Annotated in this window: 7 protein-coding genes; 2 read left to right on the top strand and 5 right to left on the bottom strand. The window is 69.3% G+C overall.

Annotated features, from left to right (window positions below):
• Positions 1-9: 9 nt before the first annotated feature.
• The 4 genes from OXG83_08025 to OXG83_08010 all read right to left on the bottom strand — a co-directional run bounded on the left by OXG83_08025 (position 10) and on the right by OXG83_08010 (position 9,010).
• Complete coding sequence (locus OXG83_08025; protein ID MCY3964970.1) at positions 10-3,567, bottom strand: indolepyruvate ferredoxin oxidoreductase family protein; 3,558 nt, start codon at positions 3,565-3,567, stop codon at positions 10-12.
• A gap of 79 nt (positions 3,568-3,646) precedes the next feature.
• On the bottom strand, positions 3,647-4,351 hold the full coding sequence (locus OXG83_08020; GenBank protein MCY3964969.1) for an enoyl-CoA hydratase/isomerase family protein: 705 nt from the start codon (positions 4,349-4,351) through the stop codon (positions 3,647-3,649).
• A gap of 1 nt (position 4,352) precedes the next feature.
• A complete protein-coding gene (locus tag OXG83_08015; GenBank protein ID MCY3964968.1) occupies positions 4,353-5,189 on the bottom strand; it encodes an SDR family NAD(P)-dependent oxidoreductase in 837 nt (278 codons plus the stop codon).
• Between the two features lie 77 nt (positions 5,190-5,266).
• Positions 5,267-9,010, bottom strand: a complete 3,744-nt coding sequence (locus OXG83_08010) for a carboxypeptidase regulatory-like domain-containing protein (GenBank protein ID MCY3964967.1) — start codon at positions 9,008-9,010, stop codon at positions 5,267-5,269.
• 295 nt (positions 9,011-9,305) lie between these two features.
• On the opposite strand from OXG83_08010, the gene OXG83_08005 reads away from it, so the two are divergent.
• Positions 9,306-9,521 carry a hypothetical protein gene (locus tag OXG83_08005; GenBank protein MCY3964966.1) on the top strand — a complete coding sequence of 72 codons (216 nt, stop codon included), beginning with the start codon at positions 9,306-9,308 and terminating at the stop codon, positions 9,519-9,521.
• A complete protein-coding gene (locus OXG83_08000; GenBank protein ID MCY3964965.1) occupies positions 9,521-10,933 on the top strand; it encodes a class I SAM-dependent methyltransferase in 1,413 nt (470 codons plus the stop codon). Before OXG83_08005 ends, OXG83_08000 begins: the two co-directional genes overlap by 1 nt.
• 12 nt (positions 10,934-10,945) lie before the next feature.
• Here the strand turns inward: OXG83_08000 and OXG83_07995 are convergent, their stop codons facing one another.
• Positions 10,946-14,668, bottom strand: coding sequence for a carboxypeptidase regulatory-like domain-containing protein (locus OXG83_07995; protein ID MCY3964964.1), 3,723 nt, complete (start codon positions 14,666-14,668; stop codon positions 10,946-10,948).
• Positions 14,669-14,764 lie beyond the last annotated feature (96 nt).

The following is a 14,764-nucleotide window of genomic DNA, read 5'->3' as shown; positions in this document are numbered from 1 at the left end:
ACCTAGTGGTCAGGCGACTCTGGAACCGGCGGGCCGTTCGTCGAGTTGCCGGAGAAGCTGAGCCGCACGCGTCTTCGCCGTGGCGATCGTGCGTTCCTTGACGTCCTCGTAGCCGCGGATCGAATCGGGGAGTTCCGCGGCCTCGACGACCAGCGGAGCCGACTCGGCGTCGAGCTGGTCGATCGCCCGCTGCAGGAACTCCCGGTACCAGTCGAACAGCCCTCGCTCCAGCCGGCGGTGGCGGGTCGCCCCGAAGATGTCCAGGGCGGTGCCGCGCAGCCCTCGGGCCGCGTACAGCATGCGGAACATCGACCGCGACCACGCGCCGAGACGGATCTTCCGCTTCCAGCCGAGCCGTCGCAGCGTCGGCGGGTGGAGCAGAACGCGGCGGCTGACGGAGCCGTCGTAGTCGCGGGCTACCTGGTCCCAGGTCGGATCCTGGAGCCACAGGCGGGCGACTTCGTATTCGTCCTTGACCGCGAGCAGCTTGAAGCCGTAGCGCGCCGCCGCTTCGCGGACTCCCGCGTGCGCCGGCAGCCTGGACTCCTCGGCCCTGGCGACCTCGGCGACGAAGGCCAGATAGCGCTCGGCGATCACGGTGCCCCCGTAGAGCAACAGGTCGGCGACCCGCCCAGGCAGGAGACGATCGAGTTCGCCTCCTCGCGGCGCCGCGGTCAGAAGGCGTTCGAGTTCCGGCCCGAACTTCGGCGCCCACCGCTCGATCCGCGCCTTCGCGGTTTCCAGAGCGCTGGCTGCAGTCTGCGGTTCAGGGCCCTGCAGCCCCGCGGCGCGCCGGAACCGCTCCGGGTCGGCGACGGACAGGCGACCGTAGCGGAAGGCCTGGATGTTGTCCTCGACGGCGACGCCGTTGGCGCGCAGCGCCTGCTCGATGAACGGCGCCTGCAGCGGCAGCAGGCCCTGCTGGTAGGCGGCGCCGACCAGAAAGATGTTGCCCGTGACGCTGTTGCCGAGCAGGCGCTCAGTGGCTGCCTCAGCATCGCCGAAGTAGCTCCGGTCGGCGTCGGTGAACAGGGCCAGCCGCTTCCGCAGCTCATCGAGGGGGGGCATCCGCGCGGCGCTGTCGGTGATCACGGCGGCCGGACTGATGCCGGCGGTGTTCGCGACCACGGCGGTCGTCTCCCTGGAGAATCGCTTCAGGTTGTCGGGTGCGATCGTCGCGAGCAGGTCGAAGGAGAGCGCCAGATCGGCCTCGCCGTTGCCCAGCTTGTTGGCGCGGGCGATCGGCTCGCGGCTGAGCAACAGGTTCGAAACCACCGCACCGCCTTTTTGGGCGAGGCCGGTCTGATCGAGATGGATCGCGTAGCGCCCCTCGAGCAGCGCCGCCGTGACCAGGATCGCGTCGACCGTCACGACGCCGGTGCCGCCGATGCCCACGAGCAGCGCCCGGAACGTGGCGTCGTCCGGCAACTGACGGTTCGGCTCCGGCACCTCGTCTTCGCCAAGCGGCGCGGCCGCCGCGCGACGGACGGGTTTCGTGCCCTCGCCCAGGTCGATCGTCATGAAGGCGGGGCAGTCCCCTTCGATGCACGAGTAGTCGAAGTTGCAGGATGACTGGTGGATCTGGGTCTTGCGGCCGTACTCGGTTTCGAGCGGCGCGACGGACAGGCAGTTCGATTTCGCCGCGCAGTCGCCGCAACCCTCGCAGACGGCGGGATTGATGTAGACGCGCTGGCTGGGCGTTTCCTGGATGCCGCGCTTGCGCTCGCGCCTCTTCTCGGCCGCGCACTGCTGGTCGTAGACGACGGCCGTCGGGCCCTTGATGGCTCGCAACTCCTTGAGCACCTGGTCGTAGTCCCTGCGGTGCCGGATCTCGACCCCGTTGTCGTCCCGGTGCGGGAACCGTTCCAGGTCCTCGGTGACCAGCACGACCCGCTTCATGCCCTGGAGCTGAAGCTGCTTCGCGACGCCCATCGAACTGAGCAGCCCGACCGCGTCCTGACCACCAGTCATGGCAACGGCGGAGTTGTAGAGGATGCGGAAGGTCATGTGGAGGTCGGCGGCGATGCAAGCCTCGATCGCCTTGCTGGCGGAATGCGCGTAGGTGCCGTCGCCGACGTTCTGGAACACGTGCTCCTGCTCCGTGAACGGCGCGAGACCGATCCAGCAGGCGCCCTCGCCACCCATCTGCGGCAGCCAACTGACGCCACGGTCCATCCACATCGCCATCGCGTGGCAGCCGATGCCGCCGCCGGCGATGTCCGACCCCTCGGGAAGCTGGGTCGACGTGTTGTGGGGGCAGCCGCTGCAGAAGTAGGGCGTTCGCGGCAGCGCGGCCGGCAGGTTCGCGGCCAGTTCGGCGGACTCCGCGCCCGCCCGCAGAACCGCCAGGTTCGCGGCCGGGACGGCGCCGGGCAGCCGCTGTTCGAGATAGCCGCCGAGGATCCGGGCCATGTCGTGGCCTTCGAGTTCCCCGTGCATCGGGAAGAGCGTTTCGCCGCGGGGCGTCTCCTTGCCGGCAACCAGCGGGCGGTCGGGCAGGTTGTACAGGACCTGCCGGATCTGCGTCTCGATGAAGCCGCGCTTGTCCTCGACGACGATGATCTCCTCGAGACCTTCCGCGAACTCGCGCAGACGCCGCGGTTCGATCGGTGCGATGCAGCCGAGCTTGAGTACGCGGATGCCGAAGCGGTCGAGCGCGGCCTCGTCCAGCCCGAGAAGCTGGAGGGCCAGTCGAAGATCACGGTAGGGCTTGCCGGCCGCGACCAGACCGAGGCGGTCGCCGGCACTCGCGCAGCGGATGCTGTCGAGACCGTTGGCATGAACGTAGGCGAGCGCGGCCGCCGTGCGCTCGGAGAAGATCTGCCGCTCAAGCTCGATCGAGTAGGGCGGCAGCAGCCGCATGTCGAGCTGCTTCTCGAACCGGCGACCGCCGATGTCGAGCTCGGGCAGGACCGGCGGTGCGGTCCGCGGCAGGTCGATCACCGCACCGCCGTCGGCGACGTTCGTCACGATCTTCAGAGCCGTCCATAGGCCGGCGTACCGGGACAGCGCGATCCCGTGCAGGCCGAATTCCAGCACCTCCGCCGGATCGCCCGGGTAGAGCACCGGGATCGAGAGGTCGAACAGGCTGATCGTGCTGTCGCCCGGGATCGTCGAGCTCTTGCAGGCGGTGTCGTCGCCGGCCAGCACCAGGGCGCCGCCGTACTTGCCGGTGCCGATGAAGTTGCCGTGGCGGAACGCGTCGCCGGTGCGGTCGACGCCCGGCGTCTTGCCGTACCAGATGCCGACCACGCCGTCGAAGCGTTCGTGGGGAAAACGTTCGAGGAGCTGGGCGCCGTAGATCGCCGTCGCCGCCGTCTCCTCGTTGATGGCCGGCTGGCAGACCACGTCGTGTTCCGCCAGCAGCCTATGCGCTCGCTGAAGCTGCTTGTCGTATTCGCCCAGCGGCGATCCGGGATAGCCGCTGATGAAGGCGCCAACCCGCAGACCGGCTTCCCGGTCGCGGCGGTGCTGGTCCATCGGTAGCCGGACGAGGGCCTGGATACCGGTGATTGCGACGCGGCCTTCAGAGAGCGTGTACTTGTCGTCTAATGAGAAGGCCGTCATTGCCCGCGAGTCTATCGCGCCGGGATGGGGACTGTCCGGCGTCGGATTGCCGTGTCGTGCCCGTAGGGCCCCGGAACGCTCAGCCCCCGCGGACCGACTCGAACCACTCCCGGCCGGACGTAGCAGGCCGGCCGCGGAGGATCGTCTGCTTGATCGCGCGGATGCCATGTGCGGGATAACCGGCAATGGTCTGAGAAAGTTCCCGCGACCGGTCGAGCACGGCGTCGTCGTCGACGACCTCGGCGGCGACGCCCATCCGGACGAGTTCGGGGCCTGTGTAGCGCCGGCCGACGATCGCCAGCCGGGCCGCCACGGTCTCCGGATGGCGGAGGCGCAGCCACGCCATGTTCATCGGCGCCGCCATGCCCATCTGGATCTCGCCGACGTGCAGGAAGGCCTGCTCGCCGGCGACCAGGAGGTCTGCGGCCAGCGCCAGCGCCGAGCCGGCGTTGATCGCGAACCGTTCGAGCGCCGCGACGATCGGCTTCGGGCAGTCGTAGAGTGCCGCGTGGACGTCGAGCCAGAGATCGCTGAAGTCCGGCATCCAGTCCGGCGGCGGGTCGGCCCGGAACTCCCCGAGGTCGAGGCCGGAGCAGAACGCACCGCCGGCGCCGCGCAGGAGCAGGACGGCGACCTCGTCGTCCTCGGTCGCGGCGACGATCTCCTCGTGGAGGTGCTCCGCCAGTGGCCCGGTCACCGCATTGCGGCGGGCGGGCCGGTTCAACACGATCTCGGTGACGCTGCCCTCGCGCGTCGAGAAGACCGGATCGTCGGACGGGTTCAAGTCAGTCGCCCTGGGCGTCGACGAACCAGTCGCCCGGGAGTCGCTGCCCTTCGTAGAGCCTCCCCTGGAAGCGCCTCATGCCGTGCAGCCAGCGGTCAACGTCGGTCGCCTTGCGCCGGACGTACTCCGCGACTTCGGGGTGGGGAAGGACCCAGAAACGCTCCTGGCGGACCGCGTCGATGCAGGCGTCGGCGGCCTGTTCGGCCGTGAGGACGCCGTCGCCCGAGGCCACGCCGACGGACAGGCCCCGCCGGCGGTTCCGGTCGGGGCTGTTGGCGCCGATGTTCGTCTTCACCGCCTGCGGGCAGTGCACGGAGACCCGGATGCCCTGGTGGCCGTGGGTGATCGCGATCCACTCGGCCAGCGCCACCGCCGCGTGCTTGGTCAGCGAGTAGGCGAGCGAACCGATCTGGGTCAGCAGACCGGCCGCGGAGGCCGTGCTCATGATGTATCCCTCGCCGCGCTCGATCATCGAGGGCAGGACGGCCCGCGCGGCGTAGACATGGGACATCACGTGGACCTCCCACTGATCGTTGATCTCCTTGTTGGGGACCTCGAGCCCACCCATCGTCACGAAGCCGGCGTTCGACATGAAGAGGTCGATCGGGCCGATGTTCGACTGCGTCGCCGCGACCAGGCCGCGCACCGCTCCCTCGTCCGCCACGTCCAGTCCTACGCCCGTGCCGCCGATCGCCTCGCCGACTTCCTTGGCCCCAGCCTCGTCGCGGTCGGCGACCACGACGTGACGAGCCCCCTCGCGGTGAAACGCCTCGGCCAGCGCCTTGCCGATTCCCGAGGCGCCGCCGGTGACGACCATGATCCTGTTCGCTATGTCCACTGTGATTCTCCTCCGCCGTTGAGACCCGTTGTACGGCCGGCTCAAGCCGGCGCGCAATCCTACGGCCTGCGCTGCGGCTACTCGGGCTGGAGCTCGATCAGGAAGCCTCCGCGGCGTTCGCCCGGTACGAGGTCGAGGGGTACGCCGAACCCGTCGTAGCCTTGCCGCTGGACCATCAGGGAGGTCGCCTTTCGAGGGGCGAATTCAAGCCGGTACTCGCCGTTGGCGTTGCTCTGGGTGAAGCCGGCGGGGATCCACTCCTCCTCGGCGCCCGGGGCGACCTCCGCTTCGGGATCCACGACAACCACGACCAGGTTGACGCCGGCAAGGGGTTCCCGGGTAGCGGCGTCGATGACGGTCCCGGCCAGCACGGCCGGCGGATTCAGGTCGACGAAGATGTCCTGGTCGGCCTGGAGTTCGATCTCTCGGGAGTGGGTGACGCCACTCGGTTCCGCGATCATCACCCTGAATGACCCGGCGGCGAGGCCGTCGATGCGGAACCGGCCCTGCTGATCGATCCGCACGGTGCGCGCCGGACCGTACCTCCGGGCGCCTTCGACCAGGTGGACCTCGCCGCCGGCGAGAGGTTGACCCTGGGATCGAACTTCGCCGGTCAGGGTGAAGCCGGGTTCGAAGTTCAGTTCGACGAACGCCTCTCCAGGGCCGGTTTCGAGGGTCACCGATCGTTCGACGGCGCGGCCATCGCCCTCTACGGCGCTGATGGTCCACTTCCCTGGTCCGAGATCGTTCATCTGGAAGCGGCCCTCGAGGTCGGGTGTCGTCATGGCGCCGAGGAGGCGTTCCTGCGTCGCCCTCACCGCGACGCCGGCTAGTGCATCGGACGGCCGGCCGGTTACGACGCCGCGCAAGGTGATGCCCCGGTGCAGCACGAAGTCGACGCCGGCGACCGACCCGCCCTCGACACGCACCGGGAAACGGCCTGACGCGGCGCGCGCGTAGCCGTCCGCGTGGGCCCGTAGTTCGTACCTCCCGTCGTCCAGACCGCCGATTCGGTAGTTGCCGCTCTGGTCGGTGACGGCCTCCAGGGGGACCCTGGGAAGGACCTGTCGCCGGGCGTCGGCCGGTTCGTCCAGCGAGGCCGGCGGCTCGATCAGGTAGGCCTCGACTCTTGCAAGGGCCAGCGGCGCGCCGGCGGCTGTGGTGACGGTTCCGGAGATCTCCCAGCCCGGTTGCAGCTTGAGATCGACTTCGTTCGCTCCACCCTCGATCACCACCTCCGCCACACCGTCCCGGTAGTCCGGATGGCGGGCGACGATCCGTGCGGGACCCGAGGGAACGCGGTCGGCCTGGTAGCCGCCGCCGGCATCGGTTCGGGCGCTGTGGTGCGTTCCTGTCACCTGACCTGCCGCGTCGCGCGGCTGAACGAGGATCTCCGCTCCGGCGACGGGCTCGCCGTACGCGTCGGTTACCACGCCGGCGAGTCGGGCCCGGGCGCGCAGGTGGAGTTCGATCTCGCGCTCTTCGCCCGGCCGAAGCGGGATGGCGCCGAAGTCTTCCGCCAACTGCTCGCCAACGACCTCGACGAACCAGGGTCCCGCCCCGAGAGCCTCGAACAGGAAGCGGCCATCGCTGTCGGTTGTCGCATTGTGTCTGGGAGCATCGGGACTCCACGCTGTGCGGCTGAGGCCCGGTTGGCGGTCGAGTCTGAGCCAGATGTACGCGTTGGCGACGCCCTCGCCGTCCGCGTCGAAAACCCGGCCCACGAGTCTGGCCCCCTCGCCCAACTGGACCTCGATCAGGCCCCCAGCCTGCGGGCGCACCGCTGCCATCTCGAACCGTTCGTAGCCTTCGGCCTCGACCACGAGGTCGGCCGGTTCGGCGCGCAGTCCGGCGATGCGAAACGTGCCGTCCGTTTCCGTCAGCGCGGTCCGGACTTCCGGGTCGAGAGGCCGGAGATGGTCGATGTTGCTCTGGTGGACCTTGACCTGGGCGCCGCCCACCGGGCGGCGCTGGAAGTCGCGCACGACGCCCTCGATCGCCGCGCCGACATCGAGCGTGAGGGTACCCACGTCCTTCGTCCCCTCGCCTGGCGGCACCTCGAATGCCGTCGCCTGGACGCTGACGTGCTCGGGATGGCTCGCGGTCAGCTCGTGGCGTCCGGGTGGGGTGCCGGCGAACTCGAACGCACCGCGAGCGTCGGTCGTGCTGGTTCGCCTGGCGGCGATGTTCGTTGAGTAGCCGCCGTATCCCGTTGCCGCGACCGGTAGCAGGGCGACCTCAGCGCCTGCAATGGGAGCGCCGTGCGTATCGGTGATGACCCCCCGGACGAGCCGGCCGCGGGTGAGCACGACGCGAACGGGTTCCCTGGTCGTGCCTGGGGGCGCCGCAGAAATCGCGACGGCTTCCGGCGCGTAGCCGTCTGCTTCGGCATTGAGACGGTAGGCGTGCCCGGAGGCGACGCCGGAGATGAAGAAGGACCCGTCGGCGGCCGAAGTCGCCCTCCAGGCGCCGGGGCCGATGCTCCAGCCGCCACTTCGGCCTGTCGGTTCGATCCACAGCGCGGCGCCCGCGACCGGCCGGCCGGCCCCGTCGACGACCTGACCGCCGAGAAGCGCCGCCGGCGCCAGCACGATGTCGACTCCATCCCCGGACCCGAGTCGCTCGACCGTTACCATGGCGCTGGTCGCCTGGTAGCCGTCGGCGGCGATGCCGACCTGCGCCCGGCCCCGGTGGAGCCAGGTGCGCAGGACGAAGGCGCCGCCCGGGCCCGATCGCGCCTGCTCACCGGGCCGGTGCCAGATCGCCGCGCCGGGGACCGGACCTCCGGTGCTGGCGTCGGTGACGCTACCGGCGATCTCGGCCGGCGGCCTGAGCCGGACCTCGACGTTCGCGGGCGCGCCCGCACCGCCAGTCCCCGGCCCCAGGGGAGCGGTCCAGGCAAGGGACTGATCCTCGGCGACCGCCTGGTAGATGAGGCCTTGGTCCGACGTGAGGCCTACCGTCGCTTCGCCGCGTTCGTCGGTCAATGCCAGCGGCACGTCCTGGCTCTCGCCGACGGTGACCACGGCGCGTGGCGCCGGCCTTCCGCGCGAATCCAGCACGCGGATGGTGACGCCGACTCCGCGCGTCAGTTCAAAGACACCGCCGGGCTTTCCGATGGGTCCCGCGCGCAGCCGGAACCCGGGCGCCGAAACGAAGGCGTTCACCTCCGCGGTCGGCATCGAGAACGTGGCCATTCCGGCGGCGTCGGTTCGTGTGGCCGCGCGCCAGAAGCGCGGGTAGATCCGTTTCTGGGGCTGATTCCATCGCGGCCGAACATCGCTCGCTTCTGCGCGTTCCGAACGCCACAGGGTGGGGTCGGCTACGACCAGGGCACCTTCGACGGGTCGGCCGTCGAGGTCCTTCGCGCCGATTGTCAGCGTGTGCCAGTGAGGGACTTCGATGGGCGGCAGGACGATCGGCGCCGCCAGCGGCGCCAGGCTGTGGGACACGGGCGCCACCGCGACGTGGCGGCTACCGGACGCCGCGCTTCCTGGCGGGGCGGAGATGTCCAGCCGGTACGGCCCGACGGCCGACGCGGTCAGCGTGAAAGCGCCGTCCGGACCGGATCGGGTCGAGTCCACGGCAGCGCCCAAGCGGCCGGACTCGCCAAGATCGTCGAGCCGGCGCTCGTAGCGGCTCGGGTAGGGCCGCAGTTCGAGATCCAGACCCGCGGCCGGCGCGCCCTCCTCGTCGACCAGGGTTCCCGTGACCGTCAGTGCGGGACCGGGCGGCTGCGCGTGCAGACGATCGGCGGTCAGGCCGGTCGAGAGACCAAGCGCCAAGCCCGTGCAAGCGGCGCCGAGCAGGATTCTCCGCATCGTGTCTTCTCCTCGGTTGTCGTAGCCCGAGCGCTACACGCACTACTCTAGAGAGGCGAGGGGGAGAACACCGGACACCAGGTTGCGGATTCCGGCCATTCTCGCTCAAGACCGGCCATTTTCGGTCTTCCGGGACGCTACTCGAAGACCAGGCCCTCCTCTAGCGCGGCAGGTCGATCCGGGCATCTGGCGAGAGGCTGAAGCGGTCTGGATCGCTTGACGAAACGCCCCGGATCTGTTTGTCTTCACGAACGGTTCACAGGGGGGCGGGCAGCGTCCCCGGGGAGCGAGACGAATGGCGAAGAATCGAACCAGTCTCATGGTTGCCTTGGTCGTGGCACTGATTGTGCCGCAGGCGGCCCATGCCTACCTTGATCCGGCGTCGGGCAGCATGATCCTGCAGGCGGTCATCGGCGGCGTGGCAGCCGCGGCGCTCGCCTTCAAGTACTACTGGCGGCGCATTCAGGCATTCTTCGGCTACGGCAGCACCGACGAGCCCGAGTCCGAATAGTGCGGGCCGGGGCTGCGAGCGAGTCCCAGGCCGAGCCTTCCTCTTTCCGCGATCCGGCGGGGCAGGTGATCGAGGGCCGGGACGGCCGCATCTTCAGAAGCGTCGCGCCGGCCGCGGTAGAGGAGTACCGCTACGTGCGGAAGTGTGGTCTCGTCGATGCACTGGTCGTCGAGGGGCGACTGGTGGCGGCGGAGGAAGTGGACCCGGTCGAGGCCGGCGTCCTGCCACCGCCCGGCGGGTTGGTCCTGGAACATCCCCGGCTGCCCTTCATCTCCTATCCGTACGAGTGGCCCTTCTCGCTGCTGAAGGAGGCGGCGCTCCATCACCTGGAAATGCAGATCCGGCTGCTCGACAGGGACATCTCGCTCTCCGACGCGAGCGCTTACAACGTGCAGTTCAAGGGCGCCAAGCCGGTGTTCATCGACTGGCTCTCGCTCCGGCGCTACCGCGAGGGCGAGTACTGGGAGGGCCACTCGCAGTTCTGCGAGCAGTTCCTCAACCCGCTGCTGCTGGCGGCGGAGCTCGGCGTTCCACACAACGCCTGGTATCGCGGGATGCAGGAGGGAATCCCGGCCCGCGAACTGGCGGCTCTGCTGCCGCGTCGGAAGCGCTGGTCACCGAGGATGCAGGCGCACGTCCTGCTGCCGCTTCGATTCGAACGCCGCGCCGGCTCGCGGAGCGAAGCGGCGAAGCGGACAGAGAGACGTCCGCTGCCGCGCAACGCGTACCGTGGTCTCCTCACCCAGCTCCGGCGCTGGATCGAGGGTCTCAGGCCCAAGGGCACGGACACGACGTGGAGCGACTACTCGCTGCTGACCAGCTACGACACGGGCGAAGCCTCGCGCAAGGCTGAGTCCGTGCGCTCGTTCATCGCCGAGGCGCCGCCGGAACAGCTCTGGGATCTTGGTTGCAACACAGGCGAGTTCTCCGCGATTGCCCTGGAAGAGGGCGTTCGGGACGTGATTGGTTTCGATGCCGATTTCGGCGCGCTGGAGAGCGCCTGCGCGCGGGCGCAGTCCGATCGGCTGCGGTTCCTGCCGCTGTACCAGGACCTGGCGAATCCATCGCCGGACCAGGGATGGTCGCAGGTGGAGAGGCGTTCGCTGGCGCGCCGCTCCCGGAGCGTGGGTGCTCTGGTGGCGCTGGCCGTCCTCCACCACCTGGCCATCGGCCGCAACGTACCGCTGCCCCGGATCGCGGCCTGGCTCGTCTCCCTGGCGCCGCGGGGGCTGGTCGAGTTCGTGCCCCAGGGCGACCCGCGGGTCGACGACCTGCTCACGTTGCGGGGCGATCGCTTCGCCGACTACACGCCGGAGGCGTGGGAGGCGGCACTCGAGCCGTACGCCGCGATCCGCCATGTGGAAACAGTGTCGGCGAGCGGGCGGAGGTTGTACACGTACGAGCGGCGGTGAAGGTAGCGACTGCTACCTGTCTGCCGGCTCGGACGCGGCCGGCTGCAGTTGGATCACCAGCCCCTCCTGACGCTGCCCCGGGCCGATGTTTAAGGGGACCAGAGCACCCTGGTAGCCGTCGTGCGTGACCCATAGCTGCTCGGCCCCGGGGCCGAGGCGGATCTCGAATCTACCGTTCTCACTGAACGCGTCGCCGGCGATCACCCCCGACAGGTAGACGAGCCGCTCGTCATCGCCGCCGGCGAGGGCGGCTATGGACGCGGCGTCACCCGCCTCCAGCGAGACGTCCCGGAGCGGCAGGCCGGTCGTCGCGTCGAGGACGATGCCAGACAGGATGGCCTCGGGCTGAAGGTCGATCCGGAGGCCTTCCAGGTCGGTCTGCAACTCGATCGTCCGGTACTCCGCGCCGTCGAAGACCGTACTGACCCTCAGGCGGTAGGAGCCGGCCTGCAGTCCGTTCATCTCGAAACGGCCCTGTTGATCGACCTCCGCGTACCGGAAGTCTTCGTCCCCTTGGCGGTCGGCCAGCACTTGGCCGCCGACCAGCGGTGCGCCGGCGGCTAGCACCTGCCCGGTCAGGCGGAGTCCACGGTTGAACGGAAGCTCGACGAACTCCTCCGCACCAGCCGTGGCGATCGTCACGGAGCGTTCGACCGACCGGGAGGCGAAGCGCTCACCGCGCCTTGCGACGACCTGCCAGGTGCCAGGCGCCAGGTTCTCGATCGTGAAGTTGCCTTCGGTGTCCGGCGTGGCGCTTTGCCACTGCGCTTGCCGTGTCGCGGTGATCGTCACCTCCGCCAGATCGGCGGGCCGCAGGCCGGTCACGGCTCCTCGGAGCGAGGCGCCTGATTCAAGCACGATCTCCACGCCGGCTACGCCTCGGCCATCGAGGTCGATCGCTTCGACGGGACCGCTCTCCGCGTACCCGGCTGCGTGGGCAACCAGGAAGTAACGCCCGGCCTCCAGACCGGTGAGACGAAAGAAGCCGGTGTTGTCGGCGGTCGTCGTGGTTGGCGGATTCATGTATCTGCGCAGGCTGACGTCCGTCTCCGCGGATTCCTCGGGGTGGGCCTCGACGGTCGCCGGAACCGGGGCGCCGCTCGCCGACCGGACGAGGCCGTTGATCTCGCCGCCGGCCTGGAGTTGAACCGCCAACTCGGTGCTTCCCGGCCCGACGACGATCTCCCGTGTTTCGTCGAGGTGATCTGGATGCTTGACGGTCAGCGTGGCCGGCCCGGCGCGGACCTCGAGTTGGGCGCGTCCGCTGCCGTCCGTGAGGTCGAACTCGCGTGACTGGGCTCCGTCCTTCGGCTCCAGCCGGATCTGCGCTTCGGTCACGGGTCGCCCTGAGGAAGCCGTTACGATGACCGTCAACTGGTCCTGGGCGTGAAGATGCAGTTCGATCGTCCGTTCGGCCCCGGAGATGAGCTCGAGGGGATCGGTTCGGACGGCTTCGGTCCCGACGCTCGCCTCAACGGACCACGTTCCTGGAAACAGCTGCCCGAAGGAGAAACGGCCGTCACCGTCGGTACGCGACCTCAAGTCTCTCAGTGAGAGGATGCGGCCTCGCAGTCGGGTTTGCATGTCGGGCTCCAGGTTGACTCTGGCGTCCACCGCGGCGGTCCCCGTGGCGGTCAGTACGCGGCCCGAGAGAGAGGCTCCTCGCACGAGTTGGATCAGGATCGGCTCCCCAGTCGCCGGTCGCGCCCCTCGAACCGCGAACGAGGGGTAGCCCTCCGCCTCGACAGTGAGATCGACCTGCTCGTGTGGAAGCCCGGTGAGCTTGAAACTGCCCTCCGCATCGGTCCTGGCGGAGCGTTCGTTTCGATTCGGGCCGTATTCCAGAAACTGGACGAGCGCGCCCTCCACCGGTTCCTGGTCGGGGTCGACCACGACGCCGAGAATCTCCGCTCCCGGCACCAGCGTAAAGTCCCCTAGATCGACCTCTCCCCGGCCTTCGGGAACCTCGATCGCGACATCGCCCTGGCTGACGAACTCGGCGTGCGAGACGTGCAGGCCGTACTCGCCGGTCTTCACGCCGGCGATTACGAACGCTCCCTGGTCGTCGGTGGCGACCGGTTCGGTGGCGTCCGCATCGCGGAGGCCGGGGAACCGTGGCTGCTTCTGTTCCGGCCACCGCAGCTTGACTTCCGCACCTGCCACGGGGCTTCCGTCCGTGTCCACGACGCGGCCCCGTGCCTGGCGCCCTTCGGGTAGGCGGATTCGAACGGGGCCGACGGTCGCCCCAGGTTCGTAGGGTGGCAGATCGACGGCGAAGCTCGCGAATCCCTCTGCGCGGATCGTGAGCCGGTAGGGGTTGTGGTAGACGATGCCGGCCATCCGGAAGGAACCGTCGTCTGCCGAAGTCGCGCGTTGCGGACGGATGGAGATCAGGCTGGCGATCGACTCCGTGCCCCGGGGCTGCGCCGAGATGTCGGCGCCGACGACCGGCTGATCGGCTGCGTCCGTGACGAAGCCGTAGAGGGGAGCTGCCGGTCTCAAGGCGACCGTCGCTTCATCGGTAACTCGGTACTCCGGAACTCCCGCGCTCACACCGGTGGAGACGTAGCCGCCGGCCGATACCCACACCTGGGTCGACTCCTCACGGGGTCGGGAGTTCAACACGAACTGCCCGGTGGGGCCGCTTTGAGCGTTCTCACCAGGCGAGCCAGTGACCCAGATCGCCGCGCCGGCGACCGGAGCGCCGGAGACACGGTCGACGATGCGACCTGGAATGCGGTGCGGAGCTTCCAGCCGAAGATCGACGATTCGTTGGCCGGCGGCGGAGTCGGCAGGATCGGTGCTGTGCTGGGGAACCCGAGCGAAGGCGTTGTCCCAGCGCTGCAACTCGTAGGCGGCTTCGGCGATGTTGCCGATGATTGCCTCGCCCTGCTCGTCGGTTACAGCCAGGGGCGCCCTGGTCTTGCCGTGAGTTCGGAGAAGGATCCCGGGCGCCGGCGCACCGTCGGGTCCGCTGACTCGGAACCGGATGCCCGGTTCGGGCGCCAGGACGAAGGCGGCGCGACCCCCCTCCGTCGTTGCCCTATCGGCACCGAAGCCTGAGGCCGACACGGTGATGTTGGCGTTGGTCGTCGGCATCAGGAAGCGGGCATTGCCTTCTTCATCCGTCCGAGCGGCTGCGGCCTGGAAGCGGGGGTAGAGGCGTTCGGACTGCTGGTCGGAGTTTCGCCCCTGGTAGCGAGGGGACCTGGTCCGCGTGGGACTCGCGATGACCAAGGCACCTTCGATCGGTCGGCCGGCGGCATCCAGGACGCGGGTGGCGACGAGATGTCGATCGGGCAGCTCGTTCGCCTGGAGAGTCCGCGGTGCCTCCAGGGGTGCGAGGTTCTCGTAGACGAGGGGCACGGCGGCGTCGGGCGAGGCCGCCGGAGGTGCGGGGCGGATCTCGAAACGGTAGGGCCCGGGAACGGGCGCCTTGAGCAGGAAACTGCCGTCCGGGCCCGATTGCATGCGGTCCACGGCCGCCGGCAGCGCGTCGTAGCCCAGCAGATCGAGGTCGACCTCGTAAGTGCTCGGGTAGGGCCGGAGCACCACCTCGGCGCCGGCTGCGGGAGCGCCGCGTTCGTCCACGAGCGTGCCGGTGACCGTTAGCGGAACCTCCGCCGTGGGCTGCGCCAGGGCACCGGCAGCGAACAGGCTGAGACCGAGAGCCGAGACGTAACGGAGTGGCGCGAGTCGGCTTTCTTGCTTGAAGCTGGACATCGCTCTGCTCAACGACTGTACCTACTCGAGCGAGGAGAAACCGGACACCACGCGGCCAACTCCGGCCAGATTCGCACGAAACCGGTCAGATCCGCTCATGGACCGGCA

This window comes from Acidobacteriota bacterium, assembly GCA_026707545.1.
GTDB lineage: Bacteria > Acidobacteriota > Thermoanaerobaculia > Multivoradales > Multivoraceae > Multivorans.
This window is presented reverse-complemented; position numbering and strand designations above follow the sequence as displayed.